This window comes from Spirillospora sp. CA-128828, from assembly GCF_050945415.1.
In the GTDB taxonomy this organism is placed as follows: Bacteria; Actinomycetota; Actinomycetes; order Streptosporangiales; family Streptosporangiaceae; genus Spirillospora.
In genome coordinates this window covers 6,523,593-6,543,436 of the sequence record NZ_CP191986.1, presented here as the reverse complement: position 1 = coordinate 6,543,436, position 19,844 = coordinate 6,523,593, and the positions used below count along the sequence as shown (strand labels likewise).

The 19,844-nt window shown below is 68.7% G+C and carries 23 protein-coding genes and 3 pseudogenes; 15 read left to right on the top strand and 11 right to left on the bottom strand.

Going from position 1 to position 19,844, the window contains the following annotated elements; translation table 11 throughout:
* Positions 1-7: 7 nt before the first annotated feature.
* Genes ACQPXG_RS31615 through ACQPXG_RS31600 form a run of 4 tightly spaced genes read left to right on the top strand, consistent with a single transcriptional unit; the run spans position 8 to position 3,235 of the window.
* Positions 8-406: a 6-pyruvoyl trahydropterin synthase family protein gene (locus ACQPXG_RS31615; RefSeq protein WP_433462786.1), complete on the top strand. Its 399-nt coding sequence runs from the start codon at positions 8-10 to the stop codon at positions 404-406.
* A complete protein-coding gene (locus tag ACQPXG_RS31610; protein ID WP_433462785.1) occupies positions 403-1,515 on the top strand; it encodes a glycosyltransferase family 4 protein in 1,113 nt (370 codons plus the stop codon). The genes ACQPXG_RS31615 and ACQPXG_RS31610 overlap by 4 nt, the downstream gene beginning before the upstream one ends.
* Positions 1,512-2,309, top strand: coding sequence for an SAM-dependent methyltransferase (locus tag ACQPXG_RS31605; RefSeq protein ID WP_433462784.1), 798 nt, complete (start codon positions 1,512-1,514; stop codon positions 2,307-2,309). The genes ACQPXG_RS31610 and ACQPXG_RS31605 overlap by 4 nt, the downstream gene beginning before the upstream one ends.
* Positions 2,306-3,235 (top strand): lysylphosphatidylglycerol synthase transmembrane domain-containing protein, encoded by a 930-nt coding sequence (locus ACQPXG_RS31600; RefSeq protein WP_433462783.1) that lies wholly within the window; start codon positions 2,306-2,308, stop codon positions 3,233-3,235. Before ACQPXG_RS31605 ends, ACQPXG_RS31600 begins: the two co-directional genes overlap by 4 nt.
* Positions 3,236-3,238: 3 nt before the next feature.
* On the opposite strand, the pseudogene ACQPXG_RS31595 reads toward ACQPXG_RS31600, so the two are convergent.
* From ACQPXG_RS31595 to ACQPXG_RS31575, 5 genes and pseudogenes are all read right to left on the bottom strand, one after another.
* Positions 3,239-3,742: pseudogene (locus ACQPXG_RS31595) on the bottom strand (creatininase family protein); the annotation flags it as partial.
* Entirely contained in the window at positions 3,642-4,574 is a 933-nt protein-coding gene (locus ACQPXG_RS31590; RefSeq protein ID WP_433462782.1) for a phosphatase PAP2 family protein, read from the bottom strand. The gene ACQPXG_RS31590 and the pseudogene ACQPXG_RS31595, both read right to left, overlap by 101 nt.
* A 149-nt stretch (positions 4,575-4,723) precedes the next feature.
* Positions 4,724-5,620: a metallophosphoesterase family protein gene (locus tag ACQPXG_RS31585; protein WP_433462781.1), complete on the bottom strand. Its 897-nt coding sequence runs from the start codon at positions 5,618-5,620 to the stop codon at positions 4,724-4,726.
* Positions 5,617-5,793, bottom strand: coding sequence for a hypothetical protein (locus tag ACQPXG_RS31580; RefSeq protein ID WP_433462780.1), 177 nt, complete (start codon positions 5,791-5,793; stop codon positions 5,617-5,619). The genes ACQPXG_RS31585 and ACQPXG_RS31580 overlap by 4 nt, the downstream gene beginning before the upstream one ends.
* Positions 5,793-6,041: a hypothetical protein gene (locus ACQPXG_RS31575; RefSeq protein WP_433462779.1), complete on the bottom strand. Its 249-nt coding sequence runs from the start codon at positions 6,039-6,041 to the stop codon at positions 5,793-5,795. The genes ACQPXG_RS31580 and ACQPXG_RS31575 overlap by 1 nt, the downstream gene beginning before the upstream one ends.
* 346 nt (positions 6,042-6,387) lie before the next feature.
* Between ACQPXG_RS31575 and ACQPXG_RS31570 the strand changes: the two genes are divergently transcribed.
* Complete coding sequence (locus ACQPXG_RS31570; RefSeq protein ID WP_433462778.1) at positions 6,388-6,891, top strand: hypothetical protein; 504 nt, start codon at positions 6,388-6,390, stop codon at positions 6,889-6,891.
* A gap of 19 nt (positions 6,892-6,910) precedes the next feature.
* On the opposite strand, the gene ACQPXG_RS31565 is transcribed toward ACQPXG_RS31570, so the two are convergent.
* Positions 6,911-7,633 carry a hypothetical protein gene (locus tag ACQPXG_RS31565; protein WP_433462777.1) on the bottom strand — a complete coding sequence of 241 codons (723 nt, stop codon included), beginning with the start codon at positions 7,631-7,633 and terminating at the stop codon, positions 6,911-6,913.
* A 126-nt stretch (positions 7,634-7,759) separates the two neighbouring features.
* Positions 7,760-8,167: a VOC family protein gene (locus ACQPXG_RS31560; protein ID WP_433462776.1), complete on the bottom strand. Its 408-nt coding sequence runs from the start codon at positions 8,165-8,167 to the stop codon at positions 7,760-7,762.
* A 217-nt stretch (positions 8,168-8,384) separates the two neighbouring features.
* On the opposite strand from ACQPXG_RS31560, the gene ACQPXG_RS31555 reads away from it, so the two are divergent.
* The 4 genes from ACQPXG_RS31555 (at position 8,385) to ACQPXG_RS31540 (ending at position 11,861) form a co-directional block, all read left to right on the top strand.
* The gene (locus tag ACQPXG_RS31555) at positions 8,385-8,909 is read left to right on the top strand and encodes an alpha-ketoglutarate-dependent dioxygenase AlkB (protein ID WP_433462775.1); all 525 of its coding nucleotides are present in this window, start codon (positions 8,385-8,387) and stop codon (positions 8,907-8,909) included.
* 203 nt (positions 8,910-9,112) lie between these two features.
* The gene (locus ACQPXG_RS31550) at positions 9,113-9,640 is read left to right on the top strand and encodes a hypothetical protein (RefSeq protein WP_433462774.1); all 528 of its coding nucleotides are present in this window, start codon (positions 9,113-9,115) and stop codon (positions 9,638-9,640) included.
* 269 nt (positions 9,641-9,909) lie between these two features.
* Positions 9,910-10,755 carry a DUF1963 domain-containing protein gene (locus ACQPXG_RS31545; protein ID WP_433462773.1) on the top strand — a complete coding sequence of 282 codons (846 nt, stop codon included), beginning with the start codon at positions 9,910-9,912 and terminating at the stop codon, positions 10,753-10,755.
* Positions 10,756-11,132: 377 nt separating this feature from the next.
* Positions 11,133-11,861, top strand: coding sequence for a hypothetical protein (locus ACQPXG_RS31540; RefSeq protein ID WP_433462772.1), 729 nt, complete (start codon positions 11,133-11,135; stop codon positions 11,859-11,861).
* A 314-nt stretch (positions 11,862-12,175) separates the two neighbouring features.
* Here the strand turns inward: ACQPXG_RS31540 and ACQPXG_RS31535 are convergent, their stop codons facing one another.
* Entirely contained in the window at positions 12,176-12,613 is a 438-nt protein-coding gene (locus ACQPXG_RS31535) for an ATP-binding protein (protein WP_433462771.1), read from the bottom strand.
* A gap of 164 nt (positions 12,614-12,777) precedes the next feature.
* Here ACQPXG_RS31535 and ACQPXG_RS31530 point away from each other — a divergent pair, with 164 nt between their 5' ends.
* The 5 genes and pseudogenes from ACQPXG_RS31530 (at position 12,778) to ACQPXG_RS31510 (ending at position 15,130) form a co-directional block, all read left to right on the top strand.
* Positions 12,778-12,978, top strand: a complete 201-nt coding sequence (locus ACQPXG_RS31530; protein ID WP_433462770.1) for a helix-turn-helix domain-containing protein — start codon at positions 12,778-12,780, stop codon at positions 12,976-12,978.
* Between the two features lie 118 nt (positions 12,979-13,096).
* On the top strand, positions 13,097-14,236 hold the full coding sequence (locus ACQPXG_RS31525; protein WP_433462769.1) for an ISAs1 family transposase: 1,140 nt from the start codon (positions 13,097-13,099) through the stop codon (positions 14,234-14,236).
* Positions 14,237-14,299: 63 nt separating this feature from the next.
* Positions 14,300-14,644, top strand: a pseudogene (locus ACQPXG_RS31520) (Scr1 family TA system antitoxin-like transcriptional regulator); the annotation flags it as partial.
* 16 nt (positions 14,645-14,660) lie between these two features.
* On the top strand, positions 14,661-14,930 hold the full coding sequence (locus tag ACQPXG_RS31515; protein ID WP_433470086.1) for a Scr1 family TA system antitoxin-like transcriptional regulator: 270 nt from the start codon (positions 14,661-14,663) through the stop codon (positions 14,928-14,930).
* Positions 14,927-15,130: a DUF397 domain-containing protein gene (locus tag ACQPXG_RS31510; RefSeq protein WP_433462768.1), complete on the top strand. Its 204-nt coding sequence runs from the start codon at positions 14,927-14,929 to the stop codon at positions 15,128-15,130. Before ACQPXG_RS31515 ends, ACQPXG_RS31510 begins: the two co-directional genes overlap by 4 nt.
* Positions 15,131-15,239: 109 nt before the next feature.
* Here ACQPXG_RS31510 and ACQPXG_RS31505 read toward each other — a convergent pair whose 3' ends face one another.
* Positions 15,240-15,815: a dihydrofolate reductase family protein gene (locus tag ACQPXG_RS31505; protein ID WP_433462767.1), complete on the bottom strand. Its 576-nt coding sequence runs from the start codon at positions 15,813-15,815 to the stop codon at positions 15,240-15,242.
* A gap of 363 nt (positions 15,816-16,178) precedes the next feature.
* Here ACQPXG_RS31505 and ACQPXG_RS31500 point away from each other — a divergent pair, with 363 nt between their 5' ends.
* Complete coding sequence (locus ACQPXG_RS31500; RefSeq protein ID WP_433462766.1) at positions 16,179-17,849, top strand: IS1182 family transposase; 1,671 nt, start codon at positions 16,179-16,181, stop codon at positions 17,847-17,849.
* A gap of 38 nt (positions 17,850-17,887) precedes the next feature.
* Here the strand turns inward: ACQPXG_RS31500 and ACQPXG_RS31495 are convergent.
* Both ACQPXG_RS31495 and ACQPXG_RS31490 read right to left on the bottom strand, forming a co-directional pair.
* Positions 17,888-18,252 (bottom strand): annotated as a pseudogene (locus ACQPXG_RS31495) (ISL3 family transposase); the annotation flags it as partial.
* 128 nt (positions 18,253-18,380) lie between these two features.
* Positions 18,381-19,754: a DUF222 domain-containing protein gene (locus ACQPXG_RS31490; RefSeq protein WP_433462765.1), complete on the bottom strand. Its 1,374-nt coding sequence runs from the start codon at positions 19,752-19,754 to the stop codon at positions 18,381-18,383.
* Positions 19,755-19,844: the final 90 nt, after the last annotated feature.

Sequence of the window (19,844 nt, the reverse complement as noted above, 5' to 3'; positions counted from 1 at the left end):
GGCGTTCTTGTTCGCCATCACCGTCCGCGACCACGTGATGATCGCGCACAGCTTCCGCGGCGAGGTCTTCGGACCCGCGCAGCGGCTGCACGGCGCCACATACGTGGTGGACGCGACGTTCCGCCGGGCCGATCTGGACCCGGACGGTCTCGTCGTCGACATCGGGCTCGCCACCCGCGAGCTGGGTGAGGTCCTGGGCGGGCTGAACTACCGGAACCTGGACGACGAGCCGGACTTCGCCGGGGTCAACACCTCGACGGAGTTCCTCGCCAAGGTCATCGCCGACCGGCTCGCCGGCCGCGTCCACGAGGGCGCGCTCGGCGAGAACGCGCGCGGCCTGTCCGGCATCCAGGTGACGCTGCACGAGTCGCACGTCGCCTGGGCCAGTTACGAGCGTGAGCTATGACCGTGCACGAGGCGGACGCCGCGCCCGCCCGGCGGGCGGGCGCGCACGAGATCTGCGTGGTCGTCCCCGGCGACATCGACGACGCCGAGGTGCCGAGCGGCGGGAACCGGTACGACCGGCGGCTGTGCGACGAGCTCGCGGCGGCGGGGCGGCCCGTCCGGGAACTGGCGGTGCCGGGGGCGTGGCCGCGCCCGGACGAGACGGCCCGGAGCGGCCTCGCCGGGTCGCTCGCGGAGCTGCCCGACGACTCAGTCGTCCTGCTCGACGGGCTGGTGGCGTGCGGCGTGCCGGAGATCGTCGTCCCGGAGGCGCGGCGGCTGCGGATGGCCGTCCTCGTCCACCTCCCGCTGGCGGACGAACCCGGGCAGACCGACCTGAACGCGGGCGAACGCAAGGTGCTGGAGGCGGCCGGCGCCGTCGTCACGACCAGCCCGTGGGCCAAGGACCACGTCCTCGCCCACCACGGCCTCGACCCGTCCCGCGTCCACGCGGTCACCCCGGGCACCGACCCGGCGCCGCTCGCGTCCGGCACCGACGGCGCGGCCCGCCTCCTGTGCGTGGCGTCGGTGACCCCGCGCAAGGGGCACGACGTCCTCGTCGAGGCGCTCGCCACCATCGCGCATCTGCCCTGGCAGTGCGCATGCGTCGGCCCGGTGCGCAGCGACTCCGACCACGTGACGCGGCTGCGCGGCCTCATCGGCGGGCACCGCCTCGACGACCGCGTCGACCTGGTGGGGCCGCTGACCGGCAGGCCGCTGGACGACGCCTACGCCGCCGCCGACCTGCTCGTCCTGGCGTCCCGGGCGGAGACGTTCGGGATGGTCGTGACGGAGGCGCTCGCGCGCGGCATCCCGGTCGTCGCGACCGCCGTGGACGGCGTCCCGGACACGCTCGGCTGGGACCCGGTCGGCGCCGTCCCCGGCCTCCTCGTCCCGCCGGACGACCCCGCCGCGCTCGCCACGGCGCTGCGCCGCTGGCTCGTCGAACCCGAGCTGCGGGGCCGGCTGCGCGCCGCCGCCCGGCTGCGCCGCGGTGCCCTGCCCGGCTGGGACGACACCGCCCGCCGCATGGCGACCGTCCTGTCCCGGCTGAGAAGGGAAACAAGATGACCGAGTACGCGCCCTCGTGGCTGGCGCTCCGGGAGGGCGCCGACGCGACCGCGCGCGCCGCCGAACTGCTCGACCCGCTGCGCGCCGCGCTCCCGCCGGACGAGCCGCTGGTCATCTGGGACCTCGGCTGCGGCACCGGCTCGCTCGGGCGCTGGCTGTCCGGGCGGCTGCGCGGCCCGCAGCACTGGATCCTGCACGACCACGACGCCGCGCTGCTCGACCGGGCGGGCGGCAACGCCTACGTCACCGCCGACGGGCTGCCCGCGACGATCGAGACCCGGCAGGGCGACCTCGGCTCGCTGCGCGCGTCCGACCTGGTGGGCGCGTCCCTCGTGACCGCGTCCGCGCTGCTGGACGTCCTGACCGCCGCCGAGATCGAGGCGATCGCGGCCGCGACGCCCTGCCCGGCCCTGCTGACGTTGTCGGTCGTCGGCCGCGTCCGGCTCTCCCCGTCCGAGCCGCTCGACGCCGAGTTCGCCGCCGCCTTCGACGCCCACCAGCGCCGCGCCGGGCTCCTCGGGCCCGACGCCGTCGGCGCCATGACCGAGGCGTTCGGGCGCCGCGGCGCCTCCGTGCAGACGCGTCCGAGCCCGTGGCGGCTCGGCCCCGGACAGGCCCCGCTGACCGCCGAGTGGCTGCGCGGCTGGGTCGCCGCCGCCGTCGAGCAGGAACCCGGCCTGTCCCCGTTCGCGGACGACTACCTCGGCCGCCGCATCGCCGAATGCGTCGCAGGCCGGCTGACCGTCGAGGTCCGCCACGTCGACCTTCTCGCCCTCCCAGGGAGTACACAGTGAAGAAGCTCTGGCCCTGGCTGCGCCTGCTCATCGGGGTGGGCATCATCACCGGGCTGCTGTGGTGGCACAGCACGGACGCGTTCGTGAACGCGCTCCATGCCATCAGCCCCGGTGCCGGGGTGGTGGCGCTCGCCCTGGGTCTGCTGACCACCGCGCTGAGTGCGGCCCGCTGGTGGCTGATCGCCCGTCGCCTCGGGCTGCGCCTGCCCTTGGGCGGCGCAGTCATGGACTACTACCGTGCCCAGTTCCTCAACGCCGTGCTGCCCGCGGGCGTCCTCGGGGACGTCCACCGCGCGGTGAGCCATGGACATCGATCCGGGGACGTGGCCCGTGGGGTGCGGGCCGTGTTCATCGAACGGGTCGCAGGCCAGGGTGTCGCCATCGTCGCGGGCGTCATCGCCCTGTTCGCGCATCCCGGTCTGCTGTCGGCGATGGCCCCGGCGCTGATTCCGGCCGGTGTCGTCCTGGGCGTCGTGCTGATCCTGGCCCGCTGGCGCCACCGCGCCATGGCGGCCACGTTCGCCGACCTGCGCGCCGTCCTGCATCTCTGGCCCGGCGTCGTGGGGCTGTCCGTAGCGGCGCTGGCCGGGCACCTTGCCCTCTTCGTCGTCGCCGCCCGCCTGGTCGGTTCGACGGCCTCGCTGCTCACCCTCCTGCCGCTCCTGCTGCTGGCCCTGCTCGTGATGGTGCTGCCGGTGAACGTCGGCGGCTGGGGCCCGCGCGAGGCGGTCCTCGCCCTCGCGTTCGGCGCCGCCGGGCTGGGCTCAGCGCAGGGCCTGACCGTCTCCGTCGTGTACGGGGTGCTGACCTTCGTCGCGTCCCTGCCCGGTGCTGCGACCCTGCTGCTGAAGCACCGCGAGGCAGTCCCCGAACGACGCGACCAGGCTCCGAAGCGCGTCCCGGCCCTTCTCGGCGCGGGCCATTGACGGCCGCCCGATGACGCCCGTCCGCGTGTAGGCCGCCATCCCCGTGGTGAGCAGGTGCCGCCGGTCGTCGGCCAGGTGATCGGCGGTCTCGTACCCGTCCCTGACCAGTTCGGGATGGGCGTGCAGCAGGATCGACGTCTCCAGTTCCCCGGCGTGCATGTCGCTGGCGCCGGGCGTCTCGACACCGGCCGCCGCGCTCGCCTCGTCCCACTCGTCCAGACCGGGGAACAGTGCCATGTCTCCGTGCGCCTCCTGGACGACGTTGCCCAGCACGTAGTTGCCCCCGTGCCCGTTGACCAGCACCAGCTTCGGGACACCGGCCCGCCGCAGCGACTCGGCGACGTCCCTGACCACCGCGTGGAGGGTCGCCGCCGAGATGCTCACCGTCCCGGGCCAGCCGTCGTGCTCATGCGAGCACGAGATCGTCACGGGCGGGAGCGTCCGCACCGGATGGACCTTCGCGATCTCCGCCGCGATCGTGCAGGCGATCACCGTGTCCGTCGCCAGCGGCAGGTACGGGCCGTGCTGCTCGTGGCTCCCGACCGGCAGGACCGCCACGGGAACGTCCGGAACCTCGGAACTCGTGTGCGTCGGCAGCATGCCCCCCACTCTGCCGCACCCGCCCGGTGATCGAAACCAGCGCCATGGCACCCGCGAGGAGCACGGCGGCGACGATCCCGTCCGTCCAGTAGTGGTTGGCCGTGACGACCACCACGAAGACCGTGACCGGCGCGTGCAGGGCGACGACCCACCGCCACCGGCTCCGCGACACCCGCAGGACCGCGACGGCGACCAGGATCGCCCACCCGATGTGCAGGGACGGCATGGCCGCGTACTGGTTGGCGATCCCGCCGGCCGCCGCCGGATAGGCCGACGGGCCGACGGTCAGCATCGTGTCCACGGCGCCGATGCCCGCCAGCCGCGGCGGCGCCAGCGGGAACAGCATGTGCACGGCGAGCCCGGCCGCCGTCAGCACCACCAGCTCGTTCCGCACCCTGGCGTAGGCGGCGCGATGCCGGACGTAGAGCCAGACCAGCAGCAACGCCGTCCCCGGGAAATGGACGCTCACGTAATACACGTTGGCCAGGAACGCCGTGTGATCCCATCCGAGCGCCCAATGCTGGAAACCGACCTCGCTCGGCAGCCAGAGCCGCTCGAACCCCCACAGCCGATGCGCGTTCGACATGGCCTGACCGGGGCCGTGCTCGATCAGAGTCCGGCCCCACTTGTAGAAGGAGAACAGGACCGCGAGCAGCCCCATCTCGGTGAGGAGCGGCCGCACCCTGCCCCGCACGGCCCCGCCCCGCATCGCCCTGCCCGCCGCGACCCCGCTCGCCATCGTGTCCTCCCGTGCCGGTGTTCCGCGTCCAATCACAACCCTCGCGTCCGACACTTCTCGGGACATTGGGCCCAGCTACCCGAACCCGGGAGGGAAAGCCCACGGCCAGGGGTGGAGCTAACCCCACCCCTCCCGTGGATTCCCGGCGGTCACTTGCAGGTGAACTCCTTGGTGGGGCCGGTGCTCAGAACGCAGTCCAGCGGCCAGGCCTGCCCGGAACTCTCGTGGAAGGTGAGATGCCACTGACCACCCGTGTCCCGCAGTAGCGCGTAGCCGTGCATACCGTGCGAGACCGAGTGCTGAACCGTCTGGCCGTCGACCGTCTGGCCCATCACCTTGGTGTCGTCCGGAGGGGTGTCGAGCGTCGTCCCGGAGGAGCCCACGGTCAACTGCGGAGGACGCGTGCTGTTGAGGAAGTCGAGCATTTGGTAAAGGTGCACGTGCCCCGACAACACGAGGCGGACGTTGGCGGCCAGGGCGTTCACCTCGTCGAACCGCTTCGCGAACTCGCGCGCCTGGGACTTGTCCGGCTGGTCGCCGTCACTGGCCGAGCTGGAGTCGAACAGGATGAAATGCAGGGTGCCCGCATTGATCTGGGCGGGCTCGGTCTCGGTCTGTGGGATCGTGAAGCACTTGTTGTCGTTCCGGGGGACCGTGGCGAAATAGCGGAACCACTCGGCGCCGCGTCCCACCATTCCGGCCTTGCAGTCCTCGTGGTTGCCTCGCGCGAAGATCAGCGGCGCCTCGGCGAGTAGGGCCTCGGCCGGCCGGAGGAAGTCCTTGATGAGGCACGCCCAGTCGGCCGCCTGCCCTTGAGCGTCGCAGCCCGGGGTGGCGTCGTCGGCGCCTTCCGGCTGCTCCCGGTACACGTAGTCGCCGACGTGGACGACGAGGTCCGGCCTGGACTGGGAGGCCGCGTGCATGGAGAGCGGCTGGAAGGGCCAGTTCTTCTGGCAGTCCTGGTTCTGCGGAGCGCCGACCGTGGACGATGTGACCTCGCAACCGGCGTCTCCGATGACCGCGACGCTCCGGGGACGCCCGTTCACGGGCCACTCGGGCAGCGGGAGCTGATGGTTCCCGGATGCACGGTGAGCGCGTTGGTCGTCGTCGGCTCGATCAGCGCATTTGCCGCTCCGTCGGGGATCGGCACTGTGCAGAAGGTGGTCGGAAACTGCTGGAGTCCGCCGCCGGTGATGTAAGGATCGCTGACCTTCCTCATTACCGCGCTGTGAAGCAGCCCCCATGGCTGTATTGCACGGTTGGACAGTGCCCGGTGGGCTTCTCGGTCGTGGCGAACCGGATCTCGGTCGAATGGCTCGTCCCGTTCACCAACTGCGTCCACGCCCATGCCTCGCCGTTCTTCGTCATGACGGGCGGCGCCGGCCCCGACGGTTTCGCGGACGGGCCGGGGGCGGCCTGCGCCAGCCCGGCCATCACGGCGGCCAGCAGCCCGCCGGCGGCCATCATGGACGCCACTATTCGCGACATAGAACCAGGTATCCCCTCAAATGCTTAAAATGGGCTAATCCGACACCTGGGAATCGGTGCCCGACGCCGATCGATCTGCCCTGGTCGATCCGCCGCTATGTCAGATGTTGTATGTGGTGTTGTTCAAGGTATGTCCGTCCGATTGTGGAAGGGCGGCTCCTCGCCCCGACGCTCCATCCGGAGCGTGCGCGCGACGTCGGCGGGACCAGGCGGGGGCCGGTCCCGGCAGCCGACCGGTGATTGCCGTTTTTGGGAGGTTCTCGTCCCTCCCTTTGCGAGTGTTCGTGCGAGGCTCGATGGAGCGGACCGACCGCTTGGAGGGCCTATGAAGGCGCTGCTGAACTCGCTCAACGAGCCTGAACTGGCTCTCGTCCGGGAGACCGAGACCGCTGTGCTCTCCGACCTCACGGAGGACGGGCTCGCGGACCTGCACACGCGGATCCGGCGTGCCCGCAACAAGTACAGCAAGCTGTACCGGCGCACCGCGAGCACGCGGGTCGAGGAGTTCGGCGGACGCGGCAAGGCCCGTCCGAAGAACCAGCGGGACGCCCAGAAGGCGGAGGTGTTCGAGGACGCGCTGGCCCGCGTGAGCTGGTACCTGGCAAGAGCCGCGAGGCGCAGCGCCGCGGAACTGAAGGCCGAGCGCCTCGCCGCCGCCGGCCCCGCCCGCACGCCCCCGCCACAGCCTGGGACCCCCCAGCCGGAGGCGATGACGCCCCAGACCACGCCCCGCCGCAGACCGACGACCGCCGACCCGGCCCTCAACCGCCGCCACGCCGCGACCCGCGCCAAGGGAGCCCGGAGGCAGGCCCGCCGCGACAGCCGCTGACCAGCGTCGGCGGCCCTGGTCAGCGACCGATTCTGCGCGCCACCGTGGCCCGGTAGCAGAAGAGTTTCCAGTGGGCGGTCGCGTCGGTGTGCCCCACCGGCACGACCTTGGAACCGGTCGCGGCCGTCACGTCCTTCGCGCCGGCGAGGAAGACCATGAACGTACTGAGGTTGTGCTCGTATCCCTCGTAGTACCACTTGCTGCGCAGGATCTTCTGGCCCCTGCCGAAGGGCTCCTGCAGAAGCTCCTGAGCCCGCGGAGGCAGGTTGCCGATCACTCCGCGGGCCTCCCCGCTGAGACCCAGGTCAGGAGGGGTGGTTCCGTGGGAACCGATCGACGGAGAAGCGTGCGGAGCCGGACGGTGGTCCACCTCGACGGTACGCAGCGAACCGGGCGCGAACTGAAATGAGGAGATGGCGTACACCGGGCGGTGTGCGGTGTTGATCCGGGGCTCGGCGATGGACAGCCCCGCGTCCCCGAAGGTCACGGCGTAGGCACGGCCGTCTCCACTTGACCTGTCGGGACCGGCGAACCACTCGATGGCGGTTCCGGACAGCTCGGCGAGCCGCTGCCGGGTACGCGGTCCGATCGACTCCCAATATTCCTCACGCAGCATGCCCTCGCCGAGCGTCATCTCACCCGGACGATGAAGGGGAGTGGCGCCGCGGGTGGTGAGCGGGCCGCTGCCACGCCGCTCCGGGCTGACCGAGCCGGACGGCACTATCGAGAAGGACGAATCCACGGGCCGCGCCCCCTTGACCGCTCACCGACACTCTTGATCAGGCTACCGGGACGGCACAGACAAGTCAGGCGTCCGTCACCGATCGTGCGGCCTCTTCAGGACGCGGGAGCGATCCGGGCCCGGTCTTCACCCGAGCTGCTCGGCCAGTCCGACGATAATGCCCTCCGGGCCGCGGATGTAGCAGAGCCGATAACTGTCCTCGAACTGCGCGATCTCGCCGACGAGTTCGGCGCCATGGGCCCGCAGGCGGGCCACGACGTCCTCGATGTCGTCGACGGCGAACATGATGCGGCGGATGCCCAGCGTGTTCGCCGGCGCGTTCTGCGGCTCCGGGTTGATCGCCGTCGGCGTGTGGAACTTCGCCAGCTCGATCCGGCCGTGGCCGTCCGGGACCCGCAGCATGGCGACGTCCTGCCGGACGCCATCGACCCCGATGACACGTTCCACCCAGCGCCCCTCGATCGGCCCCTTGCCCTCCAACTCCATTCCGAGCTCGACGAAGAACGCAATAACAGCCTCAAGGTCATCGACCACGAACCGCAACACCTACCCATTACTCGATGGCAGTGGCCCGCCCGCAATCGAAAGGACTGCCCTTGTCCAACGACAAGCCGAGGATCCCGGGCCTCAATCGCGGACTGTGCGTCACCAACGGCGCCGCGCCCTCGCTCTCTTCCGACCAAAACCTGCAGAGCTGTGGCGACTCGACGAACCTGGACCGGGTAGGCCCTGATCGAATAAGTTTTCGAACATGGTTCCGGGTCTTCTCTGTGTCCACCGCTGGCTGGACGAGGACGGTCAGCGGCAACTGACGGCGGACATCGACGCCATGCCTTGGTCGTCGCAGCTGCGGCGTCGTGTCCAGCATTACGGGCACCGCTACGACTATGGGAGCCGTGGTGTGGGTGGCGCTCCGGCCCCGCCACTACCCGGCTGGGCGGTGACGCTGGCCCGGCGGCTGCAGGAGGACGGTCACTTCGACCGCCGACCTGATCAGGTGATCGTGAACGAGTACCTGCCTGGTCAGGGCATCAGCGCCCACGTCGATCACGTCCTCGGCTTTGGACCGGTCGTCGCTTCGGTCAGCCTGCTGTCGGCGTGCGTCATGGAGTTCACTCACCCAGAGGACAAGAAGCGCGTGCCGGTACACCTCGAACCCGGCAGCCTGTGCGTGATGGCAGGCCCAGCACGATTCACCTGGCGGCACGCTATCCGGCGCGCAAGACCGACCCTGGCCCAGACGGCCGGGTTCCCCGCGGCCGACGCGTGTCCGTAACGTTGCGAACCGTCCTTCAAAAGTCGGCCGCACCAACGCTGACACCCTGCGGCGAGGGGTGAGGAATGCGGTGACGCCGAACTCACCGTGACTCGCATGAAGGTACTCGCGCGACCGCTGGAGCCGGTATCTTCTCGCGAACGATCTTGCCTCTCGCTCCCAACTGATCGGACGTCGCCCCGGTGGACAGTGACTATTCACCCGTGCCGGAACTGAACCTGCTCAGCGAACTCGAGAGGCGGCTCGAAGGAGAGTTCATCTCGGACGGGTTCGAGCTGTTCGAATTCGGAGAACCGAAGCACGACGCATGGTCGGACGCCCAGGAGTTCGTCGAGGCATTCCTCCCCTTCGCCCAAGCCACCGGCTCGGGCTCGTTCTATGCCTTGTGGCGCATCGACGACCGCGCGGACCTCGCCACCTTGCCGATCGTGGTGTTCGGCGACGAGGGAGGAGTCCATCTCACCGGACGCAACCTCCGAGACCTGTTCTGCCAGCTCGCGAGCGACCGGCCACTGTCGGTGGACTGGAGCGATGCCTGCTTCGGAGAGTACGAGGGTTACCACCGCGAACGCGACGGCGCCCCTCAGGCGCACCAATCTTACGTCGCGTGGCTGAACCAGCATTTCGGCCTAGAACCAGCAAGCGACCCCAACGACCTGATCGAGGCGGCCCGGAACGATTTCGGGGCACGCTTCGAGACCTGGATCGAACCACTCACACAAGAAATCTGAAAGCACCGCGCCACCCGCTCCGACATACACCCTGTCGGCATAGCCGGCGATCGCCCGAGCCGCCAGAGCGTCGATGATGCCGTGCTCACGGGCGGCGGTCAGATCACGACATGCGCCTTGCGCTGTGCCGATGCGTACGGCCTACCGCAGGTCGGGAGCGAGTTCGGCGAGCAGTTCGATCATCTCGGTGACTTAATAGCGCGACCAAGGCCGGACCGGTGGCTCCGCGTCGGGCCAGCGTGTCGCTGGTGGATGTTTGAATGCCTCGCATGAATCCCTCGACCACGCTCGCCGCCCTGCACGAGTTCTGCACCGAACGGCTGGGGGCGGAGCTCGCCCACCACTTCATGAGAATGGCGCGGCCCGGCTTCGACCTCACCGTCGCCGCACCGGACGAGGCGGCAGGGGAAAGCCGGTTTGGCGGCCTGCCGATGCTCGAACCGGGAACTCCCTGGCCGACATGCGACAATTTCCCGCTCAGTCTCCTGGCGGTGCTCGACACCGACGCACTGCCAAAGAGGTGGCTCGGCGATCTGTTCCCGGCCGGTACCGGTCTGCTCAACTTCTTCTACCTGGACACCGGCTCCGAACAGTGCCACGACGACGCCTTTCAGGTGGCCGGAGAGCGTGGTGTCTTCGGCACCGATCCAGACTTGGCGCGAGTGATCGCGGTGCCTTCCTCGCACGCCGTCCCGGCGGAGCCACCGGCGAGAGCGAGCGTCTTCGCGCCGGTGCCCTGGGCGGCATCGCCGGGCTTCGCCTTCCCCAACCAAAGCCCCGACCTGGACCTGCCGGACGACCTCGGTCCCGAAGCCAAGGAGACGAGGGAAACGATCATGCGCGGGCTGTACCTCGAATACGACTTCCCCGACTGGGAGCAGCGGCCGGGCGCGCTCACCGCCGATGACATCGCCTTCGGATGGCCTGTTCTGTCGAACTCACCGCCCCTGCCGGACGACAAGAAGCTCCACCGGTTCCACCACCTGCTCCAACTGTCCGGGCCACACGAGTGGGGCCTCGGGGGCGACGGCGGCGACATGCACTGGATGATCCCCAGCGAAGCCTTGCGGACCGGCGACTTCAGCCGCTCCATCCCGACCCCGGACTGGTCGTAGCCGCCCCTGGCCCTCCGCAGGCATCGCCGCAGCCCTCATCTGCAACCGCCACCTCACCAAATGAGACGACGTCTTAGCGGTGCGCGGTCGCGGCACCGACGCCGAACGCCGCTGCCACCGTGACCCGACCCGGCGCCGGTGCTTGCGGATCAGATCGGCCACGAACGTGCGGGCCGGGCGCGGGGATCGAGGGCAGCGTGATAGATCAGCATCGGAGCTCCTGCTGGTCAAGATCGTCGCAAATCTCGATCTACCAGGAACTCTCTCGTTGTCGCTCACGCCGCGCGGGACGCAACCACGACGACCGGTCGGTGACGATCAGTGAACCGGCCAAGATCGCTGTTGCCTTGTCACGGCCCCGTCGCTACTTTCCCGCCATGACGGCCACGAGGCTTGAGGAACTGCTGGAAGCCGGGTTCACCGATGGTCTGAGCGATCACGACAAGGCGCTTCTGGCCGAGCGAGCGCTTGCCGGAGGCGCCGGTGACGAGCCCTTCGGCCTGTCGCTCGACTGGTGGTATGCGGTTCCCGGTGACCAGGACGGGGGCGTGTTCGCCGCCCTGAACCTGCACGACCCGCTCCCGGTGACCTTCAGCGAGGGGACCGGCGTCGAGGATCTGCCGTTCCACCAGGGTGCGGTCCCCTTGTTCATCACGCCCGCACTCGATCGCTGGCGGCTGATTTTCGGCAACCTGGACAGCGTGATCGGAGTCGACTGGGACGAGTGGATGCGAGCGGTGAAAGGGCTGAGTGCGCACTGCGGTCAGGCACAGATGTTCTTCACCGACACCGCCGGTGGAACCGACACTTGGGTCGTCGCTGAGGACGGCCAAATCCGGCGCCGGTTCTCCCTGGGGAGCGACCCCGAATGGACAGGCACCCCTCTCCCGTGGGAGAGGCTACGCGTCGACGCAGACGGCTTCGATCCCGTGCATGACGAGGCCGACCCCAATGAGGGCACGTCGACATGCCGCGAGGCGTGCGGCCACCTGTCCGTGGATCCTGCTCGGCTCTCCCCCGACATCCACGTGCGTGGTCACGGCTGGCTGGCACTCAGCGAACCCGGGGTCGGCCACCGGGACTTGCGGATGGTCGTCGAATGCTGAGCTTGCCGCCCCTAACCAGGCGATGCGAAGGCAGGCTCGACCTGGGCGCGTACGCGCCACGGCACGACCGGTCGGCTCCCGAGTCGCGGTAGGCGGTGCGTGCGTCGGGCCAGTGTTCCGTCCACGATCGGTACCGTGTTCTGTCCGTGCTGCCTGGTCACCGACGCCAGGGCCGGCAGCGGCGCCAAGGTGGTCCACCCCCCGGCGCGCAGCCGACCTCGACACCCCGATTAGCAACGCGACCTGCCCCCGCTCACCGCCCCGACGTGCGACGATTCGCACCAGCCTGCGGAACTGCCGCCTCGCTGGACAGATCAGGTCCGCGACCTTCCATGATCGTCGTCGATGATCTGCCGATCGGTGCTCCGAAGATCGTCGGGTCGCTTGGCCGGAGCGTTCTCGGTGGTGGGCATGAGAGCCCAGATGATTTTGCCTTCGCCGGTGGTGGACGGGCGGACGCCGGTGTCCTTGGCGTAGGCGGCGATGATCGCGAGGCCGCGTCCGCCCAAGGCGTCCGAGCCGGCCGCGCGGGCGCACGGGAGTTCGGAGGACGGGTCCCCGCACTCCAGCAACGGGGCGCAGTCCTGTATCGCGACCCGGATTCTGAGCAGGCGGCCAGAGGCGGCCTCGACCGCATTCGTGACGATCTCGCTCATGACGACCGCCGAGTCGTCGATCACGGTTCGCTCATAACCCCAATTGAGGAGCGCGTACCGGACGAGTTCGCGCGCGAGCGCGACCGAAGAGTCCACTCCGAGGATAGTCATCCGGAATTCGTCCGATTTGGGCACCCAGAGTACCGGAACTTGATCACTCATATCCGCCGTCCTGGTTTTGATGGCTTTCGCGCACAGGATCGGTGAAGAGTGCTTACGGTGAGATGGATTGGAATCCAAGGAATACACCGGAGGTCGGCGTGAGCGTTCGGGAGTCCATCGACCCGGATTCATCGCTGTGGGCCTGGCTGGCCTTTGACCTGTGGCTTTACCGGACTCGGCGTGGGCTTTCGCTGGCTCAGACCGCGCAGGTCGTTCGTGTCGCGCGCGGCACTGTTTCGAACTGGGAGGCGGGCAGGCTTCGCCCCCAGGGCGATTTCAAGGTCGCCTGTCTGGGGTGATTGTCACCTGATGTCCAGGTCGGCGATGACCACGGAGCGTGACGTCGAGACGAGGATGACCTTCCGTCCGTGATCATGGAGTTCTCACGCTGCCAGGATCAGGACAAGAAGGTCATCGGTGCCAGTCTCGCATGCTCAGGCCGGGGTTTCGTCGTTGCTGGAGATGCTGGCGGGCATCGCCGACCCCCGGGATCCGCGCGGGGTCCGGCATCCGCTGCTGGCGGTTCTGGGAGTCGCGGTGGTGGCGACACTGGCCGGGGCGGCGAACTACCGGGAGTTGGGGTCGACCGCGGCCGATCTGCCGCAGCGGCTGTTGCGGCTGCTGGGCGCCCGATGGGCTCGGTCCCGCCTCCGGTTGGCCGCACCGAGTGGCGCCACGCTGCGGCGGGTATTGATCGGCCTGGACGCCGACGAACTGGACCGGGCGGTGGGGGCGTGGCTGCGCGAGCACGCCGCCTGTGACCGGCAGGGATGGGCGATCGCGCTGGACGGCAAGGATCTGCGGGGAGCCTGGGCCGACGACGGCCGGCTGGTGCTGTTCTCGGCGATGACCCACCGGACCGGGCGCTGCGACGCCGTCGTGCTCGGGCAGATCGCCGTGCCCGAGGGCACCACCGAGACCACCCAGGTGCGCACCCTGCTCGACCAGGCCGACATCGCCGGAGCCCTGGTCACCGCCGACGCGGCCCACACCTGCATCGAAACCGCCCGCTACCTGGTCGAAGACAAGCAGGCCGACTACCTGCTCACCATCAAGGGGAACCGTTCCTCGCTGCATGCCGCCGCGATCGCGGTCGGCCGCGAACTGGTCGGCGCCGAGCCCGGCCACGTGCTCGAAGAACGCGGCCACGGACGGATCAACCGCTGGACGACCTGGGCCACCGATATCGACCAGAGCATCGGCCTGCCGCATGGAGCCCGGCTGGCGGTCATCCGCCGTGACGTCGCCGACCTGGCCGGACAGCCGATCAGCAAAGAGATCGCACTCGTGGCCACCAGCCGCCCCGGCTTGACGGCGGCGCAGATCTCCGGCCACACCCGACGGCACTGGGGCATCGAGAACCTTCAACACCGCCCCCGCGACACCGTCTGGCGCGAGGACGACCAGCAGGCGCATCACGGCAACGGCCCGCGAGTGATGGCCACCCTGCGCAACCTGTCCCTCGGCCTGTTCGCCATCAACGGCATCACCAAGATCACCGAGACCGTTCAGGCGATCGGACGCCGCCCCATGCGCGCCGTCCCACTGATCACATAACGCCACCGGCAGCGATCACCCGCCGACTTTGAAATCGCCCTGCTTCGCCCCGGTGACCAGTACATGGCCGTGCTGGACCGGACATGGGAGACCGGCGGGCATTTCCAGAGGTTGTTGCATTACGCGCGCACGGGGCATGACCCCGACTGGTTCGCGCAGTACATCCAGTACGAATCAGGCGCCAAAATTATCAGGATCTATCATGGTAAATCCATCCCGGTGCCCGTGCAGACACTGGAATACGCGAGAGCGCTGCTGCTTTCGGGTGGCCAGGCGCAGCAGAGTGATCGCGAAGTGGAGGCACGTCGCAGGCGTCAGGAGATCCTGACCAGACGCAACCCGCCCTACGTCTGGATCATCCTGGACGAAGATGTGCTTGACCGTCCGGTCGGAACCCGCGAGATCATGAAGGCCCAGCTCGTACCTGCTCGAAGTCGACGCGCTGCCCCATGTGTCCGTGCGATTCATCTTGAAGTCGGCGGGTGCTCATCCGGGGCTGGATGGCGCCTTTCAGATCCTGGACATGGGAGGTCGGCAGGTCGCTTATGCCGGTGCGCAGCTTGCGGGCCGCCTCATCGAGGCCGGTGACGAGGTTGCCACCCTCGCGATACAGTTCGAGCAACTTGGGGCATTGGCCCTATCTCGTGATGACTCGCGGAAGTTGATCCAGAAAGTGCGGGAGAGCTACCTGTGATCGAATGGCGTAAGAGCTCTCGGAGCGGTGGTGTCAACGACAACGCCTGTGTCGAGGTTGCCCGACTTGGTGACGGCATCGGCGTCCGGGATTCCAAGGCCCCGGACGGCCCCCGCCTTGGGTTCAGCTCGCGGGATTTCGGCGGGTTGCTGACGCGTATCAGGACCGGCGAGTTGGACCTGGACCGCCGTCCGTCCTGACGATGACACGTGGGCTCGGGGACCCCCGAAAGGGCCCTCGCGCGAGGTGCGCGAAGACCAGCCTGGTCAGCCCATGTCGTCGAGCCGAGGCTCGCTTCCCCGTCGCCGATCAGCCGTGTCGGGTCGGCCGATAGGTCAGCACCTGCGTGTGGCCGTCGAAGGTCCGGGCATCGAGGAGTTCGAGGTCGAAGTCGTCCGCACCGTCGAAGATCCGGTCCACGCCGGTCGCCCCGGAGATCACTGGGAAGACCGTCACCTCGATGGTGTCGATCAGGCCGGCGTTCAGCAGTGCGCGGTTGAGCGTCAGGCTGCCGTGGGATCGCAGCGGCAGGTCGGATTCGGCCTTGAGCCGCGTGACCACCTCGACAGGATCGCCGGACTCGATGGTGGTGTCCGGCCAGCCGAGCGGCTCGGTCAGCCGGCTGGAGAGCACCGTGACCGGAGAGTCGAACATGCGCGTGATCCACCCGTCGAACTGGCTGCGGTCAAAGCCTGGGTTGAGGAACGGCGCGTTCGAGGAGTAGGTGTTGGCCCCGAGCACCATGCGCAGCGGGTCGCGGTAGGCAGCGGCGCGATGCGCGAGGAATTCGGGGCCCTGCTTGCCCCAGTAGCCGCCCCAGTCGCCGTTGTGGTTGGCGAAGCCGTCGAGCGTGGAGAAGATGTCGAAGGTGTACGTGGCGGTCATGGTGTCTCCTTGCGGGAAGTTGGTCGCGCTGCCCCTTGTGGTGGCCTCACCCCTGCTACGAACACCACTGCCCCGATCCGACACGCCTCCCGGATTTCTTTCAAAACTGACGTGGCTGCGCCGCACACGGCGGATGCCGTAGAGCGGGTCGCCGGAGCGCCGCGGTGCCGCAGGTCTGCTTCCATCGCCACGACCTCGCTCCCGTCGCGGAAGGCGCTGCTTGGGCGTCGAGTCAGGTCTTGAACACTGAGGGACTCTGTCGGGAATCTTGGGGCTCGTCGGCGCGTCTCACGGGGTGGCCGATGAGTGACCGACAAACTACCGCGGGTTCATGATGACTCTCATGTCCCCCGAGGTGGTTACGTGTCGGTTCGTCCCCGGTCTGGTGTCGAGATCCCAGAGCTGACCGCGCGGGTGGCCCGCGCCAGTAATCCGAAGGGGACCGCCGCGATGTGGGTCCGTGACCGCCTCGACGGGTTGTGGAGCGATGAGGATTTCGTCGCCTGGTATCCGCGTGACGGGCGCGCGGGTATCTCGCCTGCGCAGCTGGCCACCGTCAGTGTCCTGCAGTTCCTGCACAATCTGTCCGACCGGCAGGCGGCCGAGGCGGTCTGCTGCCGGATCGACTTCAAGTACGCGCTCGGCCTGGAGTTGGACGACCCCGGCTTTCATCACAGCGTGCTGGGCGACTTCCGTGAGCGCCTCGCGCGCGAAGGCCGCGCCGATGCCCTGCTGGACCTGGCGTTGGAGCGGCTGAAGGCGGCGGGGCTGGTGCGTGAGCGAGGACGGCAGCGCACCGATTCCACCCGCATCCTGAGCGCCGCGCGGGTGCTGACTCGGCTGGAGTTGGTGTTGGAGACGGTGCGGGCCGCGGTGGAGGAGGTGGCCCGCACCGCCCCGGAGGTTCTGGACGGGCTGGTCACGGCCGAATGGGGCGAGCGTTACGGGCGGCAGGTGCGGATGTGCAGCCAGCCCAGTCGTCCGGTGTCCCGGCTCACCCAGGCCGGCCTGGACGCTCACGCCTTGCTGACCGCCGTTGGCGCACAGACCCCCTGGTGTCAGGCAGGCAGGCAGGTACGGGTGTTGCGGCAGGTCCTGTTGCAGCAGTTCTACACCGATGCCGGCGACCGGCTGCGCCCCCGCGATGAGAAGGCCGGCCTGCCACCGGCGGGGCGCCGGATCCAATCGCCCTACGACACCGACGCCCGCTACGTCAGCCGCAACGACACCAAGTGGACCGGCTACCTCGCCCACGTCACCGAGACCTGCGACGACGAGGGCACCAACGTGATCACAGATGTGGCCACCCTGGTCTCGGCAGGTGACATCAAGGCCCTGCCCGGCATCCACCAGCGGCTCGCCCACCGGCGGCTGCTGCCCGCTCAGCACCTGGTCGACGCCGGCTACACCTCGGCCGTCGCCATCGATGACACTGCCCGCGCGCACAACACCGAATTGGTGGGTCCGCTGGCCGCCCGAGGCCCGAACCGGCACCGCAAACAGCAAACCGGTTTCGCCCGAGAAGACTTCGCCATCGACTTCGACCACCGCACCGTGACCTGCCCGAACGGCAAGGTCACCGCCAACTGGGTCCAGGCCCCGGCGATGGCCCCCTACCTGGTGGCCCGCTTCCACAAAAATCACTGCGCGCCGTGTCCCGACCGGTCCCGATGCACCAGCGGAGCCTCACCACGAACGATCAACTTCCTGCCCCGGCATCTGCACCAGATCCAGGCCAAGAACCGCGCCGACCAGCACGATCCCGCCTGGCTGCGCCTCTATCACTCCCGCTCGGGCGTCGAGGGCACCGTCAATGAGATCGTCAACGGCCATCGAATGCGCCGCTGCCGCTACCACCAGACCGCCAAGGTCCACCTCCAGCATGTCCTGACCGCGATCGCGATCAACATCCAACGCCTCAGCGAACAGGACCCGGATACCTCCACTTACCGGCCCCGCCCGCCGACCGCGTTCCAGCAATACCTCCAGCAACGCGAATTCCCCCGGCCCATGTGGTGGCGCCAGGGCAAGTGATCTAACACCCCAAGATTCCCGACAGAGTCGCTCACTGCTTTGGAGCGGCCTTCGGCCATGTCCAGCAGCCGCGCCGGGTCAGTGCCGTCACGCGCCGGTGCCAGGTCGATGATCAACGTGACGCCCTTGTCCCGCGATGGTGTGTCGCCACGCGTGCTCGTTGACGCCGATGACTTGCACGCGGTCGAGACGGTGCAGGTCACTGGCGCACGATGGCCTGAAACGCCCCGCGCAGCGCACGCCGTGACAGTCGAGCTTGCGGTTCGGCCACCCGGTTCGTGCGCCAGATGCCTGATCACCGTGTCTCTGCGGTGTTCCCACGCACCGCGCAATCGGGTACAAGCAGCTGACCCACCACGTCCAAGCCAAGCTCGCCGAGGCGGCAGAACGCGCCGACCCTCACCCGGCGATCGACGCGCCGAGAGCTACACCCTCAAGCCGGAAGAGCCGCTTTAAGTAACTCAGCGGGCTTGGTCCAGGCTTGGTCCGCCTTGGTTGTGCAATTCGCACACCCGTGGCGGCTACCGAAGGCTACTGGCGGGTGGGGAGGGTGATGTGCCAGCGTCCCGAAGGGGTTACCCAGATGAGGAGGCCTGGCCAGGGCTGGATCAGTGTCCAGCCGGGGGACTGTTTCGTCCGATGATGTCGCCTGCAGAGTGGGGCGAGGTTGCATTGGCACGTGATTCCCCGGCCCCAGGGGATGGTGTGGTCGAGGTCGCAGCGGTTTGACCGGCGGTTGCACGTCGGGAAGACGCAGGTTTCGTGGCGGGCCTCGATCATCCGCCGCATTGCCGCCGGCGGGCGGTAGCCGCTGTGGCCGTGCCGGTCGGGCGTCTGACCGGTGGTCTGGCACCAGTTTTCGCATAGGCCGTGCAGCTGGTCGTGCATGTCCTGGACGGCGCGCGTGATCAGGAAGGGGAGTGCCTTCGCTCGTCCCGAGGCGCGGGCGTGAGTGAGGATCTTGGTGAGGCGCCGATCGGCCATCTCGGCGAGAGTTTCAACGAGCGTCACGTCCGGACGAGGAAGCTCTGGGGCGGTGACCGGGGCGGTGGTGGCCTCGGCGCATGGTGGCTCGACCGGCTGAGTAAGGAGTCTGTGCGCCGCTTCGGGGAACGGTGCGCCCTGCAAGAGTTCCTTCGCAAGGTCGGCGCGGATGGCGTGAAGTGGGCGAGTGCCGCCATCACTCCTAATCCTCCGGGAGACCGCGGTGATCTTGTTGAAGATGGCGTGCGCCTCGGTCGTCTCCAGCCCGGTGATGGCGAGGTCGGCGGTACCGTCGGGCGTGTCCCAGATCTGCAGGTCGCGGCGGCGGACCGCCTCGCGCTTGCGCTCTTCGAGTTGTTCAGGGGCGAGTCGCCGCACGATGCGCCTGAGGCGTCGTCGGAGCTGACCCGTGGTCTGATCGGGCGCCTTGTCGAGGACGGCGGCTTCGGCTCGTTCGGCGATTCCGTCCGGGAGCCCGTCGGTGAGATCGCAGATCACCCGGGTCTTGTGCAGGTCGATCCGACCGGTCTCCAGGGCCTGGCGTGTGGCGGGCAAGTCATCGGCAAGCCGGTCGGCGAGGTGGACGAGCGTGGCCGCCGTGTTGCCGGTGACCGTGAGTGCGGCGGCTACTTCCTCGACGACCGACTCATGGGCGGACAAGATCCGGCAATCGGTGGCATCGTCGTTCTCGGCAGCGGTCCGGCGACGGGACAGTTCGGCGATCGCGGCTAGTTCGCGCGCCTGTGCCCAGGAGGTCTGGCGGCGTGCCGCAGCGGCCACTTCCATGAGTTCGGTGTCCGAAAGTTCGTCCAGCCCGCCGGAGAGGCAAATCGCCAGCTGCGGTCCTGGGGGAAACCAGCCGCGCCCATCCCATTCGCCGATTTCCGTATGTACGTCATCGACGATCGACAGAGCAGTCATCGCAAGATCCCCCCTCTCGCAAGTAAAACCATAATACCATCACGGTGACCCTGTGAAGCCAATTAGCGACCATCTGTGAAGCTTTTCTCG

Bases quoted from the DNA above. Each gene is read 5' to 3' on its own strand.
- ACQPXG_RS31610 (WP_433462785.1), top strand. From the start codon at position 403: ATGACCGTGCACGAGGCGGACGCCGCGCCCGCCCGGCGGGCGGGCGCG.
- ACQPXG_RS31605 (WP_433462784.1), top strand. From the start codon at position 1,512: ATGACCGAGTACGCGCCCTCGTGGCTGGCGCTCCGGGAGGGCGCCGAC.
- ACQPXG_RS31590 (WP_433462782.1), bottom strand. From the start codon at position 4,574: ATGGCGAGCGGGGTCGCGGCGGGCAGGGCGATGCGGGGCGGGGCCGTG.
- ACQPXG_RS31580 (WP_433462780.1), bottom strand. From the start codon at position 5,793: ATGAGGAAGGTCAGCGATCCTTACATCACCGGCGGCGGACTCCAGCAG.
- ACQPXG_RS31575 (WP_433462779.1), bottom strand. From the start codon at position 6,041: ATGATGGCCGCCGGCGGGCTGCTGGCCGCCGTGATGGCCGGGCTGGCG.
- ACQPXG_RS31570 (WP_433462778.1), top strand. From the start codon at position 6,388: ATGAAGGCGCTGCTGAACTCGCTCAACGAGCCTGAACTGGCTCTCGTC.
- ACQPXG_RS31555 (WP_433462775.1), top strand. From the start codon at position 8,385: ATGGTTCCGGGTCTTCTCTGTGTCCACCGCTGGCTGGACGAGGACGGT.
- ACQPXG_RS31545 (WP_433462773.1), top strand. From the start codon at position 9,910: ATGAATCCCTCGACCACGCTCGCCGCCCTGCACGAGTTCTGCACCGAA.
- ACQPXG_RS31540 (WP_433462772.1), top strand. From the start codon at position 11,133: ATGACGGCCACGAGGCTTGAGGAACTGCTGGAAGCCGGGTTCACCGAT.
- ACQPXG_RS31505 (WP_433462767.1), bottom strand. From the start codon at position 15,815: ATGACCGCCACGTACACCTTCGACATCTTCTCCACGCTCGACGGCTTC.
- ACQPXG_RS31490 (WP_433462765.1), bottom strand. From the start codon at position 19,754: ATGACTGCTCTGTCGATCGTCGATGACGTACATACGGAAATCGGCGAA.